Source organism: Pedococcus sp. P2_E2, assembly GCF_056403955.1.
The window spans coordinates 133,371-149,255 of the sequence record NZ_JBFUEM010000005.1 but is presented as its reverse complement, the minus strand read 5'-3'; the positions used below and the strand labels follow the sequence as shown (position 1 = coordinate 149,255).

At 70.4% G+C, this 15,885-nt stretch carries 17 protein-coding genes; 13 read left to right on the top strand and 4 right to left on the bottom strand.

Translation table 11 applies throughout. The annotated features are described in order from the left end of the window. Positions 1-202: 202 nt before the first annotated feature. Positions 203-1,003 (top strand): phosphatase PAP2 family protein, encoded by an 801-nt coding sequence (locus tag AC1DWR_RS12045; RefSeq protein WP_477614100.1) that lies wholly within the window; start codon positions 203-205, stop codon positions 1,001-1,003. Then, the gene (locus tag AC1DWR_RS12040) at positions 984-1,685 is read left to right on the top strand and encodes a response regulator transcription factor (protein ID WP_477614099.1); all 702 of its coding nucleotides are present in this window, start codon (positions 984-986) and stop codon (positions 1,683-1,685) included. The genes AC1DWR_RS12045 and AC1DWR_RS12040 overlap by 20 nt, the downstream gene beginning before the upstream one ends. Here AC1DWR_RS12040 and AC1DWR_RS12035 read toward each other — a convergent pair. Then, positions 1,651-3,018 carry a sensor histidine kinase gene (locus AC1DWR_RS12035; protein ID WP_477614098.1) on the bottom strand — a complete coding sequence of 456 codons (1,368 nt, stop codon included), beginning with the start codon at positions 3,016-3,018 and terminating at the stop codon, positions 1,651-1,653. The two genes, AC1DWR_RS12040 and AC1DWR_RS12035, sit on opposite strands and share 35 nt — an antisense overlap. A gap of 303 nt (positions 3,019-3,321) precedes the next feature. On the opposite strand from AC1DWR_RS12035, the gene dnaK reads away from it, so the two are divergent. The 4 genes from dnaK (at position 3,322) to AC1DWR_RS12015 (ending at position 7,421) form a co-directional block, all read left to right on the top strand. After that, entirely contained in the window at positions 3,322-5,229 is a 1,908-nt protein-coding gene (dnaK, locus tag AC1DWR_RS12030) for a molecular chaperone DnaK (protein WP_477624496.1), read from the top strand. Next, on the top strand, positions 5,226-5,864 hold the full coding sequence (grpE, locus tag AC1DWR_RS12025; RefSeq protein ID WP_477614096.1) for a nucleotide exchange factor GrpE: 639 nt from the start codon (positions 5,226-5,228) through the stop codon (positions 5,862-5,864). Before dnaK ends, grpE begins: the two co-directional genes overlap by 4 nt. Before the next feature lie 74 nt (positions 5,865-5,938). After that, entirely contained in the window at positions 5,939-6,958 is a 1,020-nt protein-coding gene (locus AC1DWR_RS12020; protein ID WP_477614095.1) for a DnaJ C-terminal domain-containing protein, read from the top strand. A 7-nt stretch (positions 6,959-6,965) separates the two neighbouring features. After that, positions 6,966-7,421 carry a heat shock protein transcriptional repressor HspR gene (locus AC1DWR_RS12015; RefSeq protein WP_477614094.1) on the top strand — a complete coding sequence of 152 codons (456 nt, stop codon included), beginning with the start codon at positions 6,966-6,968 and terminating at the stop codon, positions 7,419-7,421. A gap of 18 nt (positions 7,422-7,439) precedes the next feature. On the opposite strand, the gene AC1DWR_RS12010 is transcribed toward AC1DWR_RS12015, so the two are convergent. After that, positions 7,440-7,691, bottom strand: coding sequence for a helix-turn-helix domain-containing protein (locus AC1DWR_RS12010; protein WP_477614093.1), 252 nt, complete (start codon positions 7,689-7,691; stop codon positions 7,440-7,442). 177 nt (positions 7,692-7,868) lie between these two features. Here AC1DWR_RS12010 and AC1DWR_RS12005 point away from each other — a divergent pair, with 177 nt between their 5' ends. The 3 genes from AC1DWR_RS12005 to AC1DWR_RS11995 all read left to right on the top strand — a co-directional run bounded on the left by AC1DWR_RS12005 (position 7,869) and on the right by AC1DWR_RS11995 (position 8,975). Next, positions 7,869-8,216, top strand: coding sequence for a helix-turn-helix domain-containing protein (locus AC1DWR_RS12005; RefSeq protein WP_477614092.1), 348 nt, complete (start codon positions 7,869-7,871; stop codon positions 8,214-8,216). Then, positions 8,185-8,634, top strand: coding sequence for a hypothetical protein (locus AC1DWR_RS12000; protein ID WP_477614091.1), 450 nt, complete (start codon positions 8,185-8,187; stop codon positions 8,632-8,634). Before AC1DWR_RS12005 ends, AC1DWR_RS12000 begins: the two co-directional genes overlap by 32 nt. A 68-nt stretch (positions 8,635-8,702) precedes the next feature. Beyond that, a complete protein-coding gene (locus AC1DWR_RS11995) occupies positions 8,703-8,975 on the top strand; it encodes a ribonuclease E inhibitor RraB (protein ID WP_477614090.1) in 273 nt (90 codons plus the stop codon). 19 nt (positions 8,976-8,994) lie between these two features. Here AC1DWR_RS11995 and AC1DWR_RS11990 read toward each other — a convergent pair whose 3' ends face one another. Further along, positions 8,995-9,384 carry a nitroreductase family deazaflavin-dependent oxidoreductase gene (locus AC1DWR_RS11990; protein WP_477614089.1) on the bottom strand — a complete coding sequence of 130 codons (390 nt, stop codon included), beginning with the start codon at positions 9,382-9,384 and terminating at the stop codon, positions 8,995-8,997. 203 nt (positions 9,385-9,587) lie between these two features. Here AC1DWR_RS11990 and clpB point away from each other — a divergent pair, with 203 nt between their 5' ends. The 4 genes from clpB (at position 9,588) to AC1DWR_RS11970 (ending at position 15,041) form a co-directional block, all read left to right on the top strand. After that, the gene (gene clpB, locus AC1DWR_RS11985; protein WP_477614088.1) at positions 9,588-12,161 is read left to right on the top strand and encodes an ATP-dependent chaperone ClpB; all 2,574 of its coding nucleotides are present in this window, start codon (positions 9,588-9,590) and stop codon (positions 12,159-12,161) included. A gap of 114 nt (positions 12,162-12,275) precedes the next feature. Continuing rightward, positions 12,276-12,965 (top strand): LppX_LprAFG lipoprotein, encoded by a 690-nt coding sequence (locus AC1DWR_RS11980; protein WP_477614087.1) that lies wholly within the window; start codon positions 12,276-12,278, stop codon positions 12,963-12,965. A gap of 28 nt (positions 12,966-12,993) precedes the next feature. Further along, positions 12,994-14,601, top strand: a complete 1,608-nt coding sequence (locus AC1DWR_RS11975; protein WP_477614086.1) for an MFS transporter — start codon at positions 12,994-12,996, stop codon at positions 14,599-14,601. Continuing rightward, positions 14,598-15,041, top strand: a complete 444-nt coding sequence (locus tag AC1DWR_RS11970) for a hypothetical protein (RefSeq protein WP_477614085.1) — start codon at positions 14,598-14,600, stop codon at positions 15,039-15,041. Before AC1DWR_RS11975 ends, AC1DWR_RS11970 begins: the two co-directional genes overlap by 4 nt. Here the strand turns inward: AC1DWR_RS11970 and AC1DWR_RS11965 are convergent. Continuing rightward, positions 15,013-15,885 (bottom strand): alpha/beta fold hydrolase, encoded by an 873-nt coding sequence (locus AC1DWR_RS11965; protein WP_477614084.1) that lies wholly within the window; start codon positions 15,883-15,885, stop codon positions 15,013-15,015. The two genes, AC1DWR_RS11970 and AC1DWR_RS11965, sit on opposite strands and share 29 nt — an antisense overlap.

The window sequence follows — 15,885 nt, the reverse complement described above, 5'->3', positions numbered from 1 at the left end:
GCTGCCATGGGACCCCCTCGCTCGGCAGGTACCCACGGTGGCTACCCCGTCCACCATGATGCCTCGAACCTGAGCCATTCCTGAGAGTCACCTCGATGAGCTTCGCAGGGGTCCTCTCGCCAGTCCCGGGAGTCACTTCCTCAGGAATCGCTCAGACTCCGCGCCTGACACTGAGCACCCGAACCCCTGAGGAGCTCCGCCCATGAGTCACCCCGCCGCCCTGCCGACGTCGGCCGGACGCACGCCGCCATTCCCCTCGGTCCCGGGCGCCGTGGTGGCGTGTGCCGTGGCCGCCGTCGCCGCGGGACTCGGCGTCGTGGCGCTCGCGGACGGCGCCGGCGAGCACGGTGACCTCTCCGCCCACGACCCCGCCGTCACCGATGCGGTCGTCAGCCACCGGACCCCGGTCCTCACCGTGCTGGCCCACGCCCTGACCGCGATCGGCAGCGAGGTCTCGATCGGACTGCTGACCCTGGTCGTCGTGGCGTGGCTGGTGCTCCGCCGGCGCGACCTCGCCGCCGCAGCGGTCGTGGGCGGTGCGATGGTGGTCGGCTCGGCGTTGACCCTCGCCCTCAAGCACGTCGTCGGACGCGCCCGTCCCCCGGCCTCGACGATGCTGGGCGCCTTCGACTCGGGGTACTCCTTCCCCTCCGGGCACACGGCCTTCTCCACGGTCTTCTTCGGGCTGGTCGTCGGTCTGCTGCTCCGAGGGGCCTGGAGTGCGGCGCGCCGCTGGCTGGTCGTGTCGGCGTGGGTCGTGGTCAGTGGGGCGATCGGGGCCAGCCGGCTCTACCTCGGCTACCACTGGCTGACCGACGTGCTGGCCGCGTGGGCGCTGGCGGTGTGCGTGCTGGCCGTGACGGCGGCGGTGGTCCTGCTGTTCGGGCGGCGACTGTCGGACCTGTTGCGGCCCTACGCTGGGCGCTGGCAGTCCACCGACACCCGAGCCGACGAGAGTCGATCCGACAGAGGGGCAGGGTCCGATGCGCGTCTTGCTCGTTGAGGATGAGCTGGCCCTGGCCGACACGGTCCGCCGCGGCCTGACCAACGAGGGCTTCGTCGTCGACGTGGCCCACGACGGCATCACCGGTCAGTGGATGGCGACCGAGAACCCCTATGACGTGATCGTCCTCGACATCATGCTGCCCGGGCGCAACGGCTATGACGTGCTGCGCAACATCCGCTCCCTCAAGATCTGGGCGCCCACGCTGATGCTCACCGCCAAGGACGGGGAGTACGACCAGACGGATGCCTTCGAGCTCGGCGCCGACGACTACCTCACCAAGCCGTTCAGCTTCGTGGTGCTCGTGGCCCGGTTACGAGCGCTCGTGCGCAGGGGCGCCCCTGCCCGACCGGTCACGCTGACCGTCGGCGACCTCGAGCTGGACCCGACGAAGCGCACGGTATGCCGTGCCGGTCACCAGATCTCGTTGACGGCTCGCGAGTTCGCGGTGCTGCACTACCTGATGCGCCACCCCGAGTCGGTGTTGTCGAAGGCCGAGATCCTCGAGAACGTCTGGGACCCGGCTTTCGACGGCAGCGAGAACATCGTCGAGGTCTACGTGGGCTACCTGCGCAAGAAGATCGACTCGGCCTTCGGGGTGACGTCGATCGAGACCGTGCGCGGCATGGGATACCGGCTGATGCCGGTCACGTCGACGGCCCCGGGTCCCGGGGGAGCCTGATCTCGAACCGGCACTGACCTGTCGGCGAGACGCCCGCCTGCGCAGTGCCGCCGTGGGCCTCCACCACCGTGCGGACGATCGCCAGCCCGAGCCCGCTGCCTCCGCGGTCTCGCTCGCGCGCCTGCTCCAGCCTGGCGAAGCGGTCGAACACCCTCTGCCGCTCGGTCTCCGGGATCGGTGGGCCGTCGTTGTCCACCGTCACCACCACCTCGCCACCCTCGACGCTCACCCCGAGGTCGACGCCGCCGGTGGTGTGCCGGGCGGCATTGTCGACGAGGTTGCGGATCGCCTGGCTGAGTCGCGCCGGGTCGCCGGTCACGCGGGCGGCCGCGATCGAGCCGGTGACCGGGAACTCCACGGTGGCGCGCAGCCGTCGTACCTCGACGTCCACCAGGTCGTCGACGTCGACTTCACGCAGGGACAGGGGTAGTCCGTCGTCGGCCTTCGCCAGGGTCAGCAGGTCGTCGACGAGCCGTTGCATGCGCAGCGCCTCGGACGCGATGACCTCGTCGCGGGCCGGGTCGGGGGTCGAGCTCCGGTTGGCGACGTCGATGGCGGCGATGATCGTGGCAAGCGGGCTCCGCAGCTCGTGCGACGCGTCGCTGACGAACCGCCGCGTCGTGGCGTCCGCCTGCTCCAGCCGGTCGAGCATCAGGTTCATCGTCTCGGCAAGTCGGGCGATCTCGTCCCCCGAAGGCGGCACCGTGAGGTGACCCCGACCGCGCACCTGGGTGATCCTGGCGACCTCACTGCGGATCCTCTCGACCGGTCGCAGGGCCTGCCTGAGGATGCGCCAGATGAGGAAGAGCAGCAGCACCAGCATGGCGGTCGCCCCGACCGCCAACAGACCGGTCGCGGTCTGCACCGTGGTGGTGGCCACGTCGAGTGGCGCGCCGACCACCACCACGAACTCGCTGCCGGCCGGGTCCCGGACCCCCTGCGCCACGATGGCGTGCGGCTCACCGGTCTCCCCGGGTATGCCGGTGACCTGGTCGACAGCGACGCTGCCGGGAGCGGGGCGCAGCTTGGTGATCGGTGCCCGCTGGGCCACCTCGGACGAGGCCACGACAACACCGCGACGCTCGATGATCTGAAGGATCGAGCCCGAGCCGGGGATCTGCTGGAGGGCGGCGCGGGCAGGCGCCTCACCGTCGGCCACGACCGCCGCGACCTGGGCGGCCTGGACCCGGGCGGCATCCTGCGCCGAGCGGTAGAGGATGCGGTCCAGGGTCAGGCCGAAAGCAGCCAGGCCCAGCACGAGCACGACCGTCGCGACGGCAGCGGCGACGACGAGCACGCGCCGCTGCAGCGACCAGGACCGCCACCGCTTCACGTCGGTCCCCCTCGTGGGCGTCTGCCGGGGTGGAGACCACGCGGCTCGGATCGTGCGCACCGGACTCTACCTTCGCGACCTGCTCCTCACCTGAGCAGGCACTGAACGGCAGCACGTCCGAAGAGAAAACTTCGCGGGAGTGGGAACACCCCGGCGCCGCACGAAGTTGAGTCGAGTGAACGCAAGTTTGGCGCCTCGATTTGCCACACGGCACACCGGCTTCTAACTTGAGTGCAGGCAACTCAACCCAGAGCTCTACCCAGACGTAACCCAGATACAACCCAGACACACAGGAGATTCACCATGGCACGTGCGGTCGGCATCGACCTCGGTACCACCAACTCGGCTGTCGCCGTCCTCGAGGGCGGGGAGCCGACGATCATCGCCAACGCGGAGGGCGGTCGCACGACCCCGTCCGTCGTGGCGTTCTCCAAGGGCGGTGAGGTCCTGGTCGGCGAGATCGCCAAGCGCCAGGCCGTCACCAACGTCGACCGGACGATCCGTTCCGTCAAGCGCCACATCGGCCGCGACTGGACCTCGCCGGAGATCGACGGCAAGACCTACACCGCGCAGGAGATCAGCGCCCGCATCCTGCAGAAGCTCAAGCGCGACGCCGAGTCCTACCTCGGTGAGGTCGTGACCGATGCGGTCATCACCGTCCCCGCGTACTTCGACGACCACGAGCGCCAGGCCACCAAGGAGGCCGGTGAGATCGCGGGCCTCAACGTGCTGCGCATCATCAACGAGCCCACCGCCGCGGCCCTGGCGTACGGTCTCGACAAGGGCAAGGAGGACGAGCTCATCCTCGTCTTCGACCTCGGTGGCGGCACCTTCGACGTGTCCCTCCTCGAGGTCGGCAAGGACCCCGAGGACGGCTTCTCGACCATCCAGGTCCGCGCGACCAGCGGCGACAACCAGCTCGGTGGCGACGACTGGGACGAGCGCATCGTCAACCACCTCCTCACCACCGTGAAGAACACGTCTGGAGTGGACCTGTCCAAGGACAAGATCGCCATGCAGCGGCTGCGCGACGCGGCGGAGCAGGCCAAGAAGGAGCTCTCCTCCTCGACCACCACCAACGTGTCGATGCAGTACCTCTCGATGTCCGAGAACGGCCCGATCCACCTCGAGGAGACGATCAGCCGCGCCCAGTTCGAGCAGCTGACCAAGGACCTGCTCGACCGGACCCGTCAGCCGTTCCAGAACGTCATCAAGGACGCCGGCATCGCGCTGGCCGACATCGACCACGTGGTCCTCGTCGGCGGTTCGACCCGCATGCCCGCCGTGAGCACCCTCGTCAAGGAGCTCACCGGTGGCAAGGAGCCCAACAAGGGCGTCAACCCCGACGAGGTCGTGGCTGTCGGCGCGAGCCTGCAGGCCGGTGTCCTCAAGGGTGAGCGCAAGGACGTCCTGCTCATCGACGTCACGCCGCTCTCGCTCGGCATCGAGACCAAGGGTGGGCTGTTCACCAAGCTCATCGAGCGCAACACGGCCATCCCGACCAAGCGCTCCGAGGTCTTCTCCACTGCCGAGGACAACCAGCCGAGCGTGCTCATCCAGGTCTTCCAGGGCGAGCGTGAGATCGCGCAGCACAACAAGCAGCTCGGCACCTTCGAGCTCAGTGGCATCGCGCCGGCGCCCCGTGGCGTCCCGCAGGTCGAGGTCACCTTCGACATCGACGCCAACGGCATCGTCAACGTGTCCGCCAAGGACCGTGGCACCGGCCAGGAGCAGAAGATCACCATCTCCGGCGGCTCGGCTCTCGCCAAGGAGGACATCGAGCGGATGATCAAGGAAGCCGAGGCCCACGCCGAGGAGGACAGGAAGCGTCGCGAGGAGACCGAGGCCCGCAACACCGCGGAGAACCTCGTCTACACCACCGAGAAGTTCCTCGGTGACAACGCCGACAAGATCCCTGCCGACGGTCGCGGCGACGTCGACGCGGCGCTCGCGGACCTCAAGGAGGCCCTCAAGCCGGAGTCGGGCGCGACGCCCGAGGACATCTCGGCGAAGAGCTCGAAGCTCTCCGAGGAGTCGCAGAAGCTGGGCACCGCGATGTATGCCGCGGCCGCCGAGTCCGAGCAGGCCGGCGCCGCCGGTGACGGTGCGCCTTCGGGTGACGCCGGCTCCGCCGACGAGGGTTCGTCCGACGACGACGTCGTGGACGCCGAGGTCGTCGAGGACGACGAGACCGATGGGGCCAAGAAGTGACCGAGCAGCACCAGCCTGCTGAAGGTGCCGAGGAGGTGGTGGGCGCCGACGAGACCGTCGCGCCCACCACCGCCGAGGCGGCCCCCCTCGACGACGACATCCTCGCCGGCGACATCCTCGACGACGAGGCCCCCGTTGAGGCGGGCACGCCGCCCGAGGAGTCGGGGAGCGACACCGCTGCGTCCGACCTCCACCCGGACACGTTCCTGGCGGCGGAACGCCTCAGCGACCTCCAGCGGCTGCAGGCCGAGTACGTCAACTACAAGCGCCGCGTGGACCGCGACCGGGCGCTCGTGCAGGAGCGCGCCGCCCAGTCGGTGATCGAGGCGCTGCTGCCGGTGCTCGACGACATCCACGCTGCGCGGGAGCACGGCGACCTCACCGAGGGGCCGTTCTCCGCCATCGCCGACAAGCTCGAGTCCACCCTCACGAAGTTCGGGCTGCAGCGCTACGGCGCGATCGGCGAGGAGTTCGACCCGACCCTGCACGAGGCGCTGATGCACACCGCCTGGCCGCAGGACGGTTCCGTGGAGCCCACCGGTTCGACGACGGTCGTGCGCGTCCTGCAGCCCGGCTATCGCGCCGGGGAGCAGATCCTGCGGGCGGCGCGCGTGGCCGTGGCCGATCCTGAGTGACCAGGGGATGACCGCAGGTTTCCCACCCACTCGGAACGAAACCTGCACGACTCAGCAGAGAGGAGGGCGCCGACATGGCTAGCCAGGACTGGTTCGAGAAGGACTTCTACGCGATCCTCGGTGTTCCCAAGGATGCTGACAGCGCAACCATCAAGAAGGCCTACCGCAAGCTCGCCCGCAAGCACCACCCCGACCAGAACGCGGGGGATGCGGCAGCCGAGCAGCGCTTCAAGGACGTCGGCGAGGCGAACTCCGTCCTCTCCGACCCCGAGAAGCGCCGCGAGTACGACGCGATCCGGCAGATGGCGCACGGTGGCGCCCGCTTCACCGCGGGCGGTCCGGGCGGCGGCTCCGGGGGGTTCGACGACGTGTTCTCGGCGATGTTCGGGGGCGGCGGAGGTCGTGGCGGTGGCACCAGGGTGCGCTACTCGACTGGTGGCGGAGGCGGCGAGCCCAACCTCGAGGACCTGCTCGGGGGGATGTTCGGGGCCGGTGCCGGCCCGGCATACGGAGGGGCGGGTTTCCGTGCGCCGCAGGGGCCGCGCAAGGGTGCGGACCTGACTGCTCGCACGAGCCTGTCCTTCCGCGATGCGGTCGAGGGCGCGACGGTCACTCTGAGCACCACTGGCGGCGGCCAGATCACCACGCGGATTCCCGCCGGTGTCAAGGACGGCCAGAAGATCCGGCTGCGCGGCAAGGGCCAACCCGGCGACTCGGGCGCCGCGCCCGGCGACCTCATCCTCACCATCACGGTGGAGAAGCACCCGGTGTTCGGTCGCGACGGGAACAACCTGACGATCGACCTCCCGGTGACCTTTGCCGAGGCGACCCTCGGGGCCACCGTCTCGGTACCGACCCTCGACGGCTCGGCCGTCAAGGTGCGGGTGGCTCCGGGCACCCCCAGCGGCCGGGTGCTGCGCCTGAAGGGTCGCGGCGTGCCCCTGAAGGACAAGCCCGGCGACCTGATGGCCCGGGTCACCGTCGTGGTGCCGCAACGGCTGTCGGACGAGGCGAAGGCCGCCGTCGAGACGCTGAAGTCGCTGGACGAGGGCTTCGACCCCAGGGCCGAGCTGTTCGCCAACGCGAGGGCGTGACCGGGCGATGACCGAGGTGCGCGGTTTCTCCCCCGACGACGATGCGCCCATCTTCGTCATCTCCGTGGCGGCCACGTTGGCCGGCATGCACGCCCAGACGCTGCGCCAGTACGACCGGCTCGGGCTGGTCAGCCCGTCGCGGACCCGCGGAGGCGGCCGTCGCTACTCCGGCCGTGACGTCGCCATGCTCCGTGAGGTGCAGCGGCTGTCGCAGGAAGAGGGCGTGAGCCTCGCAGGCATCCAGCGCATCCTGGAGCTCGAGAACCAGGTGGCCGCTCTGCGGGGTCGGGTGCTCGAGCTCTCCGACGAGCTCGAGCGAGCACGGGTGTCGGCGGGGATGCGCCCGGCCTCGAGGGTCTTCGCCGTCGGCCCCACCGGAGATGTCATCGCCGTGCGGGCCGGTCAGCGCCCGCGCCTGCAACGGTCACAGGCACTGGTCGTCTGGCGTCCCTCGTCGCACTGACGACCAGGGCGAGAGCCCTCAGGCGTGGCGCAACGGTGCGGTGGCCAGCAGGGCGCGGTAGTCCTCGATCTGCAGCTCGCGCAGGAGAGCCGTGTAGAGCTCCGGGCTGACCCGCAGCTTGCTGCCGTTCTCGAGGTGCCTGATGTAGGACCTGTCGACCTCGAGCGCCGCGGCGAGATCTGCGACGCCACGCCCGCGGGCTTGGCGGATCACTCGAAGTGCGTAGCCGTGCACCTCGATGACACGGTGTGGCGATGTTCCCCCAGACATGACCATGAATGTAGTCAGGCACGGTCATTCGGGCAAGCGCCGCGCCTGGGAAACCACAGAAAGACGGCCCATCACGCGGCTGGTGGTCAGGAAGGGTGGTCGTGACGGGTCGTGATGTGACTGAGCAGGACCAGGAGTGACTGGATGTGACTGGGGGTGACTGGCAAGATGACGGCCATGAACCCGGAGCACCTGGAACAGCTGGGACACCGCGTCGAGCGCGCGCGGCTGGCCCGTGGCTGGAGCAAGGAGCAGGCGGCGAGGGAGGCGCGGATCTCCTCGATCACGTGGAAGCGGGTGGAGGACGGGCTCGGTGTCCAGGACGTCAAGCGCGCGCAGGTCCTCGACGCGCTGGGACTGGACGACCGCGGCGAGCCTGTCGGTGGGTCGACGCACAATGGCGGCTTCGTGACCGCTCCCGGTCCACGAGTCCGGCCAGGGGTCGGCGACGAGGAGGTCCTCGCGCTGATCGACGAGATGAGGAGCAGGCTTGATGCCCTCGAGCGACGAATCCGGGGTTCCTGACCCCTGGAAGCTGCTCCGCGAGATGCGTGACGTCGTCATGCTGCGGCAGCCCATTGCCGAGCCCGCCCGCTACTACCACGGTCGTCGCGCGATCGTGCTCCGCTCCGGACGCAGCCTCGAGCAGGAGCGGCAGTCCCTGTGGCACGAGCTCGTCCACGCCGAGCGCGGCGACACGGAGTGCACCGGCTGGGCAGGGTCGACCATCGAGCGCCGGGTCGAGCGTGAGGCGGCTCGCAGGGCCATGCCCGTGCCGGTCATGGAGCGACGTCTCGCCGTCGCCAGCGACTGGGAAGACTTCGTGTGGCACATGAAGGTGCCTGAAGCCTGGGTCCGGTTCCGGCTCGCGCAAGCCCGGCCGGCCGAACGGGTCCGACTGCAGCGGGCCTGTCGGTGGTCCGACTGGACGATGACCGCCTGACAGGCCTCCACGCGGCCACGCGGCATGAACGCGGCTCCACGCGGCCTCGACGCGGCATACTCCTGTCTGTGAGTGAACACCTGCTGGTCTTCCCGGACCGTGAGACCGCTGACGACGTGGCCGCGGAGCTGGCCCACGAGGGATTCTCCGAAGTGCGCGTCGTGCGGGAAGCGCTTGCGGGAGAGGACGACTCCGAGGACCACGAGTGGGCCGTCCACGTCGTGGAGGAGATGGTCGCCGACGAGTCGGGGCCGGTCGAGTCAGGTCTTCGCGACCGGTTCAGCGCGCTCGCCGAGGAGCACGGCGGCTGGTACGACCCGGAGCCACGCACCGACTCCTGACGACAGCCAGCGTGTTCGGTCAGGGCGCCGGCGTCAGAGGGGTGAGGTCGAGGAAGTCGCCTACGTCGAGCAGGCCGAGGGCGGCCCGCTCGACCGGCCGGATGCCCTGACGCCCGGGGTCCCGGTAGACACGGGGCTGCCCACAGGCGACCAGCCTGCCGCGGGTCTCGATCGTGCAGCCGCCGGCGGCGAGGACGTTGCGCACCCAGTCGGTGTGCGGGCCGTAGGCGAGCGCGATGACGAAGCGGTCGCCGATCGTGAACAGGTTCACCGGTGTCTGGTACGCGCGGCCCGACCGCCGTCCGCGATGGTGGACCACGGCGAAGCCGGGCAGGTGTCGCGCCACGGGCGTGCTCAACCGGTTGAAACCGACGCGGTTCCACCGCCCGACGACCAGGGGGATGGGCACGCCCCCACGGTATGCCGCGTGGCCGGCGCGCGCACGCGAGGTGCCCCGGTCCGGCTGGAGTCGGGGCACCTCATGGGTGGCCTCCTCCGGCGACGGGCTTCGGGGCGCCTGAGGAGGCGTTGGTAACTTGAGTGGAATAGACTCAACTTTGGTCCAGTTGTCGATAGTGGACCCAGTCACCGATCACAGGAGAGCATCCACGCATGGAGCTGAAGCCCACCGCCAAGGTGGCCGAGGCGCTCGCGCTCGCCCAGCGGGCGGCCCAGAGCGCCGGCAACCCCGAGATCACCCCCGACCACCTGACGAGCGCCCTCGTGCAGCTCGACACGGCGCAGGCCGACGCGCTGCTGCAGGCCGCCGGGACCGGCGCCGCCCACGTGCTCGGCCAAGCCGACGCCCGGCTGCGCGCCCTGCCGTCGACGACGGGCGCGACCCAGCCGCCCACGTTCGGTCGTGAGGCGCTGGCCGTCCTCCAGCAGGCGGACACCCTCATGCGCGCGAAGGGCGACACCTACCTCGCCCTGGACCTGCTCCTACTGGCCCTCGCCGAGACCGGCCACCTCGCCGCTGTCCAGAAGCGCGGCGCCAAGGACATGGAAGCCAAGATCGAGGCGACCCGGGGCGGACGCACCGTGACGAGCGAGACGCCGACCGAGGGCGGTGAGGCCCTCGAGAAGTACGGCACCGACCTCACGCAGGAGGCCCGGGACGGCAGGCTCGATCCCGTGATCGGGCGCGACTCGGAGATCCGCCGCGTCGTCCAGGTGCTCTCCCGCCGCACCAAGAACAACCCCGTCCTCATCGGCGAGCCCGGCGTCGGCAAGACCGCCGTCGTCGAGGGACTCGCCCAGCGGATCGTCGACGGCGACGTGCCGGAGTCCTTGCGCGACAAGCGGTTGATCAGCCTCGACCTCGGCGCCATGGTCGCCGGCGCGAAGTACCGCGGGGAGTTCGAGGAGCGGCTCAAGGCCGTGCTCGAGGAGATCCGTGAGAGCAACGGGCAGGTCGTCACCTTCATCGACGAGCTGCACACCGTCGTCGGCGCCGGCGCCACCGGCGAGGGCGCCATGGACGCCGGCAACATGCTCAAGCCGCTGCTCGCCCGCGGAGAGCTGCGGCTGGTCGGCGCCACCACGCTCGACGAGTACCGCCAGCACATCGAGAAGGACGCCGCCCTCGAGCGACGCTTCCAGCAGGTGTTCGTCGGCGAGCCGTCGGTCGAGGACACCATCGCGATCCTGCGCGGCCTCAAGGAGCGCTACGAGGCGCACCACAAGGTGGAGATCGAGGACGCGGCCCTGGTCGCGGCGGCCTCCCTGTCCGACCGCTACATCAGTGGTCGACAGCTGCCGGACAAGGCCATCGACCTCGTCGACGAGGCGGCCTCGCGCCTGCGCATGGAGATCGACTCCAGCCCGGTCGAGATCGACGAGCTCCGCCGCGCGGTCGACCGGCTCAAGATGGAGGAGCTGCACCTCGAGCGCGAGACCGACGACGCCTCCGTCGAGCGGTTGGCCCGGCTCCGCGAGGACCTCGCCAACAAGTCCGAGGAGCTGGCCGCACTCAACGCCCGTTGGGAGTCCGAGAAGTCCGGCCTCAACCGGGTGGGTGACCTGAAGACCCAGATCGACGAGGCCCGCACCCGGCTCGAGAAGGCGCGCCGTGAGTACGACTTCGAGACCGCCAGCCGGATCGAGTTCGGGGAGATCCCCGAGCTCGAGAAGGCACTGGCCGTCGCCAATGAGGACGAGGTCGCGTCGGGCCGCGCCAGCGCTGACCTCATGGTCAAGGAGCGCGTGGGGGCCGACGACATCGCCGAGGTGATCTCGGCCTGGACGGGCATCCCGGCCGGCCGCCTGCTGCAGGGCGAGACCGAGAAGCTGCTGTCCATGGAGTCCATCATTGGTTCGCGGCTCATCGGGCAGACCGCCGCCGTCGAAGCCGTCAGTGACGCCGTCCGTCGTTCCCGTGCCGGCCTCGCCGACCCGAACCGCCCGACGGGCTCCTTCCTGTTCCTGGGCCCTACCGGGGTCGGCAAGACCGAGCTTGCCAAGTCCCTCGCCGACTTCCTCTTCGACGACGAGCGGGCCATGGTCCGCATCGACATGAGCGAGTACTCCGAGCGGCACGCGGTCGCCCGCCTCATCGGCGCACCGCCCGGCTACGTCGGCTACGAGGAGGGCGGTCAGCTCACCGAGGCGGTCCGCCGCCGTCCTTACTCGGTGGTGCTGCTCGACGAGGTCGAGAAGGCGCATCCCGAGACGTTCGACATCCTGCTCCAGGTGCTCGACGACGGGCGGCTCACCGACGGCCAAGGCCGCACGGTGGACTTCCGCAACGTCATCCTCGTGATGACCAGCAACCTCGGCAGCCAGTTCCTCGTCGACCCGAGCATGGCCGACGAGGCCAAGCGCGAGGCGGTCATGGGGATGGTCCGGGCGAGCTTCAAGCCCGAGTTCCTGAACCGGCTCGACGAGGTCGTCATCTTCGACCCCCTCACGTCCGCCGAGCTGGGCCACATCGTCGAGCTCCAGGTCCGGGAGCTCGCCACCCGCCTGGTCGACCGCCGGATCACCCTCGAGGTCACCGATGCGGCACGCGAGTGGCTGGCGATCACCGGCTACGACCCGGCCTACGGCGCCCGCCCGCTGCGCCGGCTCGTGCAGAAGGAGATCGGCGACCGACTCGCCAAGGCCGTCCTCGGTGGCCAGGTCCGCGACGGCGACACGGTGACGGTCGACCTCGACCAGGAAGCCGACGCCCTGACCCTGCGCTGAGGCCACAGCGACGACCCGAGGGGTATGCCGCGTGGTGACCACCCGGCATACCCCTCGCCGCTGTGCCGCGTTGCGGCCATGGGGGGCGCTCCCTTTCCGACTACCGTGGGTGGCATGCGCCTCAAGGGAATCGCCATCGCCGCCATCGCGGCACTCGCCCTCGTGGGTTGCTCGTCCAACGACAAGGCCCCGGCCAAGGAGGGCACCCCGGCCGAGCAGCTCGCGGCGGCGCGCACGAACCTCGAGAAGAGCCCGGCGGTCACGTTCACCCTCGATGCGACCGACCTGCCCAGCAAGGCGGTCGGCGTCTCGGCGGCCAAGGGGACGGGGCTGTTCACCCCGCCGTCGTTCCAGGGCACCCTCAACGCCACGATCGCCGGCGTGACAGGGACGGTCGACGTGATCGCCGTCGAGCAGGACGTCTACATGAAGTTCTTCACCCCGGACTACAACAAGATCGACCCGGCGACCTACGGAGCCCCCAACCCGGCGCAGCTCTTCAACAAGCAGACCGGGATCACCAGCCTGATCGGCAAGACCCAGTCCCTCGCCAAGGGTGAAAAGGTCCGCGACGGGGCGGATGTGCTCACGGCCTTCACGGGCAAGCTCCCGGGCGCCGCCGTGGCGGACCTGCTCGTCATCGGAGACCGCTCCGGGACGTTCGACGTGACCTACGGCGTCACCCAGAGCGGCCAGGAGCTGCGCACGGTCGTCCTCAAGGGACCGTTCTACGCCGGGGCCACCTCGACCTACTCCCTGCGGCTCAAGAGCCTGCCCCAGCCCGTTGCGATCACCCGCCCCTAGGGCGCTGCTCGCCACGGCGTCCGTGGCGGTGGCACTTGCAGCGGCGGACACCTACGTCGTCGTCCTGGCCCTGACGGACATGATGACCGGCGTCGGTCTCGGCATCGACGCCCTGCAGAAGGCCACGCCGATCATCTCGGGCTTCCTGCTCGGCTACATCGCCGTGCTGCCCCTCATTGGCCGTCTCGCGGATCTCGTTGCCAGACAACGGATCCTGGTCGCCTGCCTGACGATCTTCGTCGTCGGGTCCGCGATCACGGCCCTTGCTGTCGAGCTGCCGGTCCTGGTGACCGGGCGGGTTCTGCAGGGCATCGGGGGTGGTGGTCTCGTTCCAGCCACGCTCGCCATCGTGGCCGACCTCTGGCCGCCTGACCGGCGGGGCACCCCCTTGGGCGTGGTCGGCGCGGTGCAGGAGGTGGGCAGCGTCCTCGGGCCGGTGTTCGGAGCCGCCGTCCTCGCCATCTCCGGCTGGCGGACGATCTTCTGGCTCAACGTGGTGGCCGGTCTCGTCCTCGCTGGAGCGGTACTCGTCATCGGAGGCGTGCGGCCAGGACGACCACGCGGCATACCCCTCGTGCTCGGCGCCTCGGCGCTCGTCGTGGGCGGGCTCGCACTCGCTGCGCCGTCGCGGCTGGCGGCCGACGTGACGCTGGGAGTTCCGTTCGTGCCGTTCGGCGACTCGACGTCGCGGGTGTTGACCCCGATCGGGGTGGTCGCCCTGACCCTCGTGCTGGCGCTCGTCGTGGTGACGGCACCGCGGTGGTGGGTACTGCTGCGGCGCGCCGACCTGCCCGGTGCTGTGCTCCTCGGGCTGGCCCTCGGCAGCGTGGTGCTGACCTTTGCCGCCAGCGATCCCGAGCGTGAGGTGGTCGGGCCGCTGGGGTTCGCGTTGCTGCCGGTCGGGGCCCTCGCCCTGGGGCTCTACCTCTGGAGGCACCACACCGTTGCCGAGCCCCTCGTGGCGCGCGGTGTCGTGCGAGGCCGGGCGCGGACCTCCCTCGTCGTGAGCCTTCTCGTGGGCGCCGCCCTCGTGGCGGTCATCGTCGACGTGCCGGTGCTCGCGAGGCTGACGCTCACCGACTCGCAGACTGTCGCGGCGTTCGTGCTGGTGCGGTTCCTGCTGGCCGTGCCCGTGGGTGCGCTGCTCGGGGGCTGGTCGCTGCGCAGGCTCGGTGACGGGCTGGTCAGTGGGGCCGGCCTGCTGGTGGCGACCGTCGGCCTGTTCGCGATGAGCGGGTGGGGGGAAGGCTCCCTCGACGGGCCGATGGCCACGGTGGTCCTCGTGGCCGTGGGGCTGGGGGTCGGGCTGGCGCTCGCTCCGGTCAACAACGCGGCCCTCGCCGACGCCCCGGCCGAGGCGCACGGCGTGGCCTCAGCCCTGGTCGTCGTGGCCCGCATGGTCGGGATGGTCGTGGGCCTGGCGCTGCTGACGGCGATCGGCCTGCACCGCTACTACGACACCGTCGCAGCGCTGCCCGACCAGACGGACACGAAGGCACTCCTCGCCGCAGGCCTCGTGCAGGTGCAGACGGTGTTCCTCGGCGCGGCGATCGCGGCCCTCCTCGGCGCCCTCGCGTCGGTGGGACTCGGTCTTCGCCGGAACCAGCAGCCGGTGGCTTCCCTCCAACCTTGGTGAACCCTTCTCGTGCGCTCGTGCTCGCCGGCGTGCTCGGCCTCGTGCTGACGACCGCGGCGTGTGTCCCACCGCCGCGGGCGTGCACGGAGATCGGCGCCACGAACGGTGTCCGCGTCACCATCGCCGGCTTTCCGCGGGCGTTCGACGCCCAGGCCCTCAACAACGAGATCAGCGTGCGCGCCTGCGTCAGAGGCAGGTGCGGGACGGCGGCCTTCATGGGTGCCGAGGAGGACTCGGCGTGGGTCGACCTCCCGGCCATCAGCTCCACCGAACCCGTCGACGTCACCGTCACCGCGCGCGACACGGCAGGCGCGGTGTTCGTCCCCGAGACCACGGTCCGCGTCACCCCGCGCAAGGTCCAGCCCAACGGGCCAGGGTGCGAGCCCACGGCCTTTCAGGCGCAGGTCACGGTCACGCCACCGGCGAGAGCAGTGTCGTGAAGGCCTCGACGACCTCGTCGGTGGCTTCGTACACCAGCATGTGACCGCGACCGGTGAGGATCCGCAGCTCTGCGTGGGGGATCAGCTCGGCGAGCCGTCGACCGTGCCGGGGCGGCGTGAGCCTGTCGCGGTCACCGACCAGCACCACGGTGGGTATGCCGGCCAGCTGGCTCAGTGCCTCGCTCTCGTCGTGCTCACCGAGGGCGCCGAAGAACCGGCCCATGGTCGGCAGCGACGTCCGCGCCACCATGTCGCGGGTCAGCTGCACGTGTGACGGGTCGGCGTCGGCACCGAACAGCAGCCGTCGCTGGCCCCGGTTCGTGACGAACCGGCCCGCCGGGATCCCTGGCATCCGCGATGCGAGGGCCATCAGGCGGGCCTCGACGGCTGAGAGGCGGTTCTGCAGGTCACCCGCGCTGGTCGCCACGAGCACCGTGCCGGCCACCCGGGTTCGGAACTCGTCGGGGTGCAGCCCCGCGTAGGCCATCACCGTCATCCCGCCCATCGAGTGACCTCCGAGGAGCACTCGTCCCCGCGGCGCCACCACGTCGAGCACCGCAGCCAGGTCGCCACCGAGCATCCGCACCGTCGGCCGGCCACGCAACGGGCTGGACCCGCCGTGCCCCCGCTGGTCGTAGGTCACCACCCGCACCCCCGCCGCGACGAGCTGCTCGACGACCGGGAGCCACGACGCCCGCGTGAGCGTCCACCCGTGCGCCAGGACCACGGTGGGGGCGTTGCCGACGGAGGTGGCGGCGCCCTTGGAGGCCGTGCCCGCGGCATACTCCTGCACCTGGAGCAGGGCTCCGTCGGGAACGGCGACGGTGAAGGTGCGGGACGTCAT